This window comes from Rheinheimera sp. (assembly GCF_036568245.1).
Lineage (GTDB): Bacteria > Pseudomonadota > Gammaproteobacteria > Enterobacterales > Alteromonadaceae > Alishewanella.
Map to the genome: position 1 here is coordinate 20,534 of NZ_DATCSY010000214.1, position 6,516 is coordinate 27,049.

Genomic DNA, 6,516 nt, shown 5'->3' on the forward strand with positions numbered 1-6,516 from the left:
ATCAGCCTCCGACACGGTTAATAGTGATGCCAGAGCGAAGTTTCTGAATACCTTCGACGACTACTTCATCACCTTCTTTCAAGCCGCTGAGTATTTCTACCCAGCCGGGGATACGTTGGCCAATGGTGACTTCAGTCTGATGCACAATATTGTTTTCATCTACGGTATAAACGAATTGCTTTTGCTGCTGCGGCACCAGTGCTTTTTCCGATATCTGCATCGCCATGCGGTTATCGAGCTCCAGTTTCACATTCAGCAGCATACCCGGGCGTAAACGTAAATCATTGTTTTCCAGCATGCCATGCACAGTAACGGTGCGGGTCACCGGATCTAACCGGGTATCAACTGCACTGACAATACCGGTAAAATTGATGTCACCATAAGCGGCATTAGTCACACTTAATGGCATGCCGACTTTAATCTCTGCCAGGTAATGCTCGGCAACGCTAAAGGCAACGCGCAACTTATGCAGGTCATCCAAAGTGGTAATGACAGTGCCACTATTGATGTAAGCCCCCTGACTGACCTGACGTAAGCCAAGGTAGCCTTCAAAAGGCGCCTTGATAGTCATCTCTGCCAGCTGTGCTTTAGCGATATCTAATTGCGCAAGCGTGGTGTTTACTTTGGTTTGTTGTTCATCCAGCAGTGATTGCGCAGTGGCCTGTGTCGTCGCTAAGTTTTTCAGTCGATCCAACTGGCGTTTTTGCTCTGTTAACACGCCTTCAAGCTCCGTCACGCGGGCACGCTCTTCCACATCATGTAAGCGGGCGATGACTTCATCTTTTTTGACTTTTTTACCTTCGCTTACATTCAGTTCGGTAATAAAATCGCTGGTAGGCGACACCAGTGTAATAGAGTTATTTGCAATACCGGTACCTAACGAACTGATGCTACGGATCATGGCTTTGGTTTCAGCTTTCGCTGTTTTTACGGCTACGGCAGCTGCGCCGCGAGTTGCGCCGTTATGCTGGTTTGGCATCCAATACAGATAGGCTACGAAGACCAGCAGAGCGATAAGTATCACCCAAATTAATTTTGAATGTAGTTTTGCCACAATAACCCCTGAGTAACAGCATATATATTTTAAGTTTTAAGACCGCTTTATTGTATGGAAGAAATAACCTTTTAGATTTCCTGTTATCGCAATCACGGCGGCGTTGGTCGATTCAACTGTAGGTAGTGTCTGATAAAATAGGAACAGTTTTTGCTAAAATCCGGGAACCTGTGATTAAAAGCTGCCATCATAGGTTAAGGTGGATTAATGAGTATAAATCTTATGTCGCCAGTAAATGTGCAAGGGGCCGCAAGCCGGGGCGGAGCAGCAGTGCTGCTGTGTAGCGCCGCCGTGGCCATAATATTAGTTATCAGCTTAAGTTGGGTAGAGCAGTTACAACTATGGCATGCACTTGGATTAATCGGTGCAGGGTTGGGGATGTTTTCCGGCTGGGCGAAACTGGCAGAGCCGAAGTTTTTTCTGCAATATGATGAGCAAGGGGTGCGCTACCAACACCGGCACGGTTGCTGGGTTCTGCCCTGGAGCAGTTTTTTATATAGCGGAGTGCCGCAATACAATAGCCAGACGCTGGGCTATATTGGCTTTAAAGTAACTGACTACGACAGTTTTCTGCAGCAGTTACCGCTTCGGCTTGCTGTTCGTATTATGACTGAGCAAAGGGCATTGTATATCGAGGCAGTGCGTCAGGGTTGTGTATCTGGCCAATGTGCCAGTGAACTGTTAACTGAAACTGGCAGTTTTGCGACAGCGACACAGCGTTACAATGGTATTAAAGCCGCGTTTGCCAGTCGAATGAAGCAGTTAGCTGCTCAGACTGGGTTTGATGTCTTTGTTCCGGTTAGTCTTACGCCCGGCGAGACTCAGCAATTGTGTCTGCAAATTAATCAGGCCAGACTACAATTGATACAGAATACAGTCACCTAGACACTCCGGACTGACTGTATCATAATACTGGCAACATCACATGTTACGCAGGGTAGTGCATGAATAATTACGAAAAACCGTTCCTGGTCAGTGGCCGTAATACATTGATCCATAAAAATAAAAAGCTTGATTTGGTTGTTGTGAATGACGATGACGATCCGAATGTTATTGTTACCCGCCACGGTGTCAAAATATTTACTGAGTCAGTACCGGCCAATCGCGCTGAGGCAAAAGATCGTTATATGGAGGTGGTTGATATCTCCAGTTCGGATGTTTTTGGTGAAGTAAAAACGCTGCTGTTCATTCAGGCGATTAATAATAAAGAGTACAAAGTAGATTACAGCAAAAAGGGCACGGATCTGTTTATTCGTATCCATCAGGAAAATTATATTTAATATTTCGCTGTAAAAAGGCCCTGTATAACAATCAGGGCTTGCCTTTGCTGCAGTTATTTGCTTCATTAGCGTAGCTTTCTTCTTGTAGTAACCAGAAGTGTTAAACCTATGCAATTTACCGAGCACAACAACAGTATAAAAATAACCGTGCCTGTAACGCTGGACGCGCTCAGTGCGCACGACGTCAATTCACAGTTACAAGCTGCCGGATATGGCAGATGTCTTATCATTCAGGATCAGATTACTAATCTGCTGGTGGAATATCAGCAAATTCAACAGAAAATTAAAGAAAAGCTGCAAGCTCCCGGCATGCCGCTGACTTACCGTATTGCCGAAAAACGTGATGCGGAACTCTCGTTTGACATCAGTGAAGACCAGATGTCAGCGGCCGCGATTATTACTGCTGCCTGGGGCGGGGCGCCGATTTCTGCCAATGCGCTGGTTAAGGCAGCACAGGACGCCGGTGTCGTATTTGGCTTTAGCAAAGATCATATTATCAAGCTGGTTAGTCATGCCAGTAAGGCTGAGCCGGGCAGTAAGGTCAAACTGGTCATCGCCCGCGGTCGTGCAGTGGTGCATGGGCAAAACTCACGCTTTGAACCACTTATCCCTGAAATGCAAAGCCGGCGTAATAAACCGTTACTGCAATCTGATGAAAAAGCTGACCTGCGTGATTTTGGTGTGATACCCGCTGTCAGAGCTGGAGAAACGCTGATGCGGCGTCATCCGCCTACTGCCGGTGTGGATGGCATGTTAATTAACGGCAGCCCAATTCCGGCGACACCGGGCCAGGTTATTGAATGGCAAATGGCCGAAGGCAGTGAGTTATCCGCGACCGACGGTGATTTGCTGCTGGCTGCGCGCGATGGCTTGCCAAGGGTTGTTGAAAATGGCGCGACTGTCGATGAAGTCTTTACGGTTAAAAATGTTGATTTAGCCACCGGCCATATTATTTTCAAGGGCTCTGTAGTGGTCGGCGGCGATGTTACTGAAGGTATGAAAGTCATTGCCGGTGGTAATGTGTTTGTAAAAGGCTTTGTGGAAGGCACTCTGATAGAAGCCGGTGGTGATATCACCGTTGGTGGCTCTATTATCGGCCATCAGATCGCTACCGCTGAAAAAGACAGTGAATACAGTACCGAGCTAAAAGCAAAAGGCGATATTCATTGCAATATCGCGCAGTATGCCAGATTAAGCTGTGACGGCAATTTGTATGTTAATAAACAAATGATGCACTGTGCCGTTGCTGCAGCCAAGGTTTATGGCGGGCCGGAAGACAACCCTAACGGCAAGATCATTGGCGGTTATTTCTACCTGGATTACGGTATTTTTACCGGTAATTTAGGCGCGCCTTCCAGTAGCAACATTCTGATTGAGCTTAATCGGATGGTTGATCCAATAGCAGAGAAGCAGGACATTTTGCGCGTCAGTATCGCTGCGGCGAAAAAAGACATGCAGGATATTAAAGAGCAGTTGGAGAAACTGAAGAAAATAGAAGGCAATAATCAGATAGAACTGCGCAAACAAGAGTTGCATCAGGAATTTGAAGAGCATCGGGATGTTGCACTGGCACTGATTGAGGATGTTAAGCAACTTGAAGTGCAGCGGCGGGAGAGGTTGGAGCAGGCGCATATCATCGTGCGGCAGCAACTGTTTTCGGCAGTTGAAGTGCATTTTGGTAAAGATATTGTCCGCAGCCGGCGCGAGTATGGGCCTTCGAAAATTTTGCTGGTGGACGGCAGTCCGGCGATAGAGCCTTTTATCTGATGCTGTTCGCGATGGTCGACCACTGTGCTGCGGTGCAAGGGGCTGCTTTTCGCGCATCGCTGACTTAAGCTTCTTACGTGTTCAGGCCGGAGCTGGCGAAGTGAAACGCTACTATTTTCTACTGTTAATGTTATGTCATGGCTCGCTGCTTTCTGCGGCTGAGTGTGAGATGGCATTTGCCCACGGTATTCTGATTGCGCCGGATCATATCCGTATTTTGCAGAATAACCGCACCCATGTGCAGATTAACAACGATCAGCAATTATTCATCCGTGGTGAGTTAATCAGCCTTACGGCTGAGGATGTTGTGCTGTTGCAACAATATAGCCGCGACCTGCGCAAGTTTGTGCCGGAAATTGTCAGTATTGCAGTAGATGGCGTAGAACTCGGCTTGTCCAGTATTGAAGCGATGTTTACCGGTATCGGCAGTAAATCACAGCAGGCTGAGTGGCGTGAACTGGTGCGTGAGACCACCTTTCAATGGATGTCCCGTTTTGTCCGCACCAATGAGCACTTCTATCTGGCGCCACAAAGCCTCAATGAGCTGGATTATTTTTTACACGGCGAGCTAAAACCGCAGCTCGATAGCCTGGCCCGGCATACGGTTGGCGCAGTGTGGGGCGCGCTGCGTGATGCACTGCGGCATTCAGACAGTAATTTTGAACGCAGTGATAACCAGGAATGGCAATCTGTTGGTCATCTGGTTGATAAAATAAATCTGGGGTTGGATGCTAAAGCGGTAGAGCTGGAAGAGAAATCAGTTCTGTTTTGCCAGCGAATGCAGGAGCTTGATGAAATTGAGCAACAGTTACAGCAACGCCTGCCTGCATTAACTGACTACGATGTGGTGATGCAAAAAGACTGACAAACAGGGCGTAGTTCACACTACGCCATATTCTTCACCCAACACCGGTGGCATAGCGTTATCCACTTCGTCGTTAATGGCATCCAGCGTCTTTTCTGCTTCATCCAGCGAGCTGACTTCTGCGACATGAAACAAAGCTTCTCCCTCATTCACCAGCGGCAGGTTATTACGGCCTATCACTATGCCGGCAAAGCTGGCGTGTACCGCCACTTCAAAATCAGAATAGGGTGAGTAGATATGCGCCAGTATATCGCCCGGCTTTACTGTTTGGCCAAGGCCAACGTAATAGCGGGCAATACCATCATGTTCAGCCCGCACCCAGCTGCTTTTTTTCGAGAACAATGATTTTGTCGTCGGGCGTTTGCGTCCGGCGCGCAGCATACCTAAGTCAGTCATGACATTTAAAATACCGCGCACGCCAACATTGATGGCCTGTTCATCAAACCGCAGCGCTTCACCGGCCTCGTACAGCAGGATAGGGATGCCGAGACTATTAGCTGTACCGCGCATAGTGCCATCGCGGCTGGCTGCCTTGATAATAATCGGCGCGTTGAATACCTCAGCCATGCGCAGCGCCGTTTTATCTTTGGCACTGGCCCTGACCTGGGGCAGGTTAGCGCGGTGGATGGCGCCGGTGTGCAGATCAATGGCGTGGGTGCAGTTGCGCAGTACCTGTTCGGTAAACTGAAACGCCATCCGGCTGCCAAGCGAGCCTTTTTCACTGCCCGGAAAACTGCGGTTTAAGTCACGCCTGTCTGGCAGGTAACGCGATTGCTGCACGAAACCGTAAGTATTAACAATAGGCACTACTATCAGCGTGCCTTTAAGCTGACTTAATCGCGGCAGTTTCAGCAGACGGCGGCATATTTCAACACCATTAATTTCGTCGCCATGCAGCGCAGCGGTGATAAGCAGTACCGGGCCGTCTTTGCGACCATGGATCACATGCGCGCCAATGTTAAGCTCGGTATGGGTATATAGCTTACCAAACGGAATATCAACCAACGCCCGGCTGCCGGGCGGAATGCTGCTGTCTGCCAGTGTAAAGGGTGCTCTGCTGCCTGCCTGCATTAGCCGGTTCCTTTGGTATTTAGTTTGCGCTTGCTTTTGTGTAACGCCACTTTTTGCTCAAGAAAGGCGATAGTTAAGTCGGCGATATCTTTGTCTGTTGCCGCTTCAATGCCTTCAAGCCCAGGCGAGCTGTTTACTTCCATTACAACAGGGCCATGGTTGGAGCGTAATAAATCAACACCCGCCACATTCAGGCCCATGGTTTTAGCCGCGCGGATTGCCGTGCTGCGCTCGTCTTTTGTCAGCCGTACTGATGACGCTGTGCCACCGCGGTGTAAATTAGAGCGAAATTCTCCGGCCTTGGCTTGGCGTTTCATCGCTGCTACCACTTTATTGCCGATGACAAAACAGCGGATATCGGCGCCATTCGCCTCGCGAATATATTCCTGTACCAGAATATTGGCATTTAACCCCATAAAAGCTTCTATCACGCTTTCAGCGGCGGTACGGGTTTCTGCCAGCACTACGCCGATGCCCTG

Annotated in this window: 7 protein-coding genes; 4 read left to right on the forward strand and 3 right to left on the reverse strand. The window is 48.7% G+C overall.

Annotation, left to right across the window (positions count from 1 at the left end; all coding sequences use genetic code 11):
* Nucleotide 1: 1 nt before the first annotated feature.
* The gene (locus VIN66_RS10010) at nt 2–1,054 is read right to left on the reverse strand and encodes an efflux RND transporter periplasmic adaptor subunit (RefSeq protein ID WP_331923852.1); all 1,053 of its coding nucleotides are present in this window, start codon (nt 1,052–1,054) and stop codon (nt 2–4) included.
* Nucleotides 1,055–1,261: 207 nt separating this feature from the next.
* Between VIN66_RS10010 and VIN66_RS10015 the strand changes: the two genes are divergently transcribed.
* The 4 genes from VIN66_RS10015 to VIN66_RS10030 all read left to right on the forward strand — a co-directional run bounded on the left by VIN66_RS10015 (nt 1,262) and on the right by VIN66_RS10030 (nt 4,966).
* On the forward strand, nt 1,262–1,939 hold the full coding sequence (locus VIN66_RS10015) for a DUF2982 domain-containing protein (protein ID WP_331923853.1): 678 nt from the start codon (nt 1,262–1,264) through the stop codon (nt 1,937–1,939).
* Nucleotides 1,940–1,998: 59 nt separating this feature from the next.
* A complete protein-coding gene (locus VIN66_RS10020; protein WP_134056116.1) occupies nt 1,999–2,334 on the forward strand; it encodes a hypothetical protein in 336 nt (111 codons plus the stop codon).
* 108 nt (nt 2,335–2,442) lie between these two features.
* A complete protein-coding gene (locus tag VIN66_RS10025; protein WP_331923854.1) occupies nt 2,443–4,101 on the forward strand; it encodes a FapA family protein in 1,659 nt (552 codons plus the stop codon).
* Between the two features lie 100 nt (nt 4,102–4,201).
* The gene (locus VIN66_RS10030; protein WP_331923855.1) at nt 4,202–4,966 is read left to right on the forward strand and encodes a DUF2884 family protein; all 765 of its coding nucleotides are present in this window, start codon (nt 4,202–4,204) and stop codon (nt 4,964–4,966) included.
* 15 nt (nt 4,967–4,981) lie between these two features.
* Here VIN66_RS10030 and VIN66_RS10035 read toward each other — a convergent pair whose 3' ends face one another.
* Both VIN66_RS10035 and VIN66_RS10040 read right to left on the reverse strand, forming a co-directional pair.
* Nucleotides 4,982–6,037, reverse strand: a complete 1,056-nt coding sequence (locus tag VIN66_RS10035) for a succinylglutamate desuccinylase/aspartoacylase family protein (RefSeq protein WP_331923856.1) — start codon at nt 6,035–6,037, stop codon at nt 4,982–4,984.
* The coding region (locus VIN66_RS10040) for a RimK family alpha-L-glutamate ligase (protein ID WP_331923857.1) at nt 6,037–6,516 on the reverse strand (480 nt) is incomplete at its 5' end. The genes VIN66_RS10035 and VIN66_RS10040, both read right to left, overlap by 1 nt.

Coding starts and splice junctions, on each gene's coding strand:
- VIN66_RS10035 (WP_331923856.1), bottom strand. CDS start 6,037: ATGCAGGCAGGCAGCAGAGCACCCTTTACACTGGCAGACAGCAGCATT.
- VIN66_RS10025 (WP_331923854.1), top strand. CDS start 2,443: ATGCAATTTACCGAGCACAACAACAGTATAAAAATAACCGTGCCTGTA.
- VIN66_RS10015 (WP_331923853.1), top strand. CDS start 1,262: ATGAGTATAAATCTTATGTCGCCAGTAAATGTGCAAGGGGCCGCAAGC.
- VIN66_RS10020 (WP_134056116.1), top strand. CDS start 1,999: ATGAATAATTACGAAAAACCGTTCCTGGTCAGTGGCCGTAATACATTG.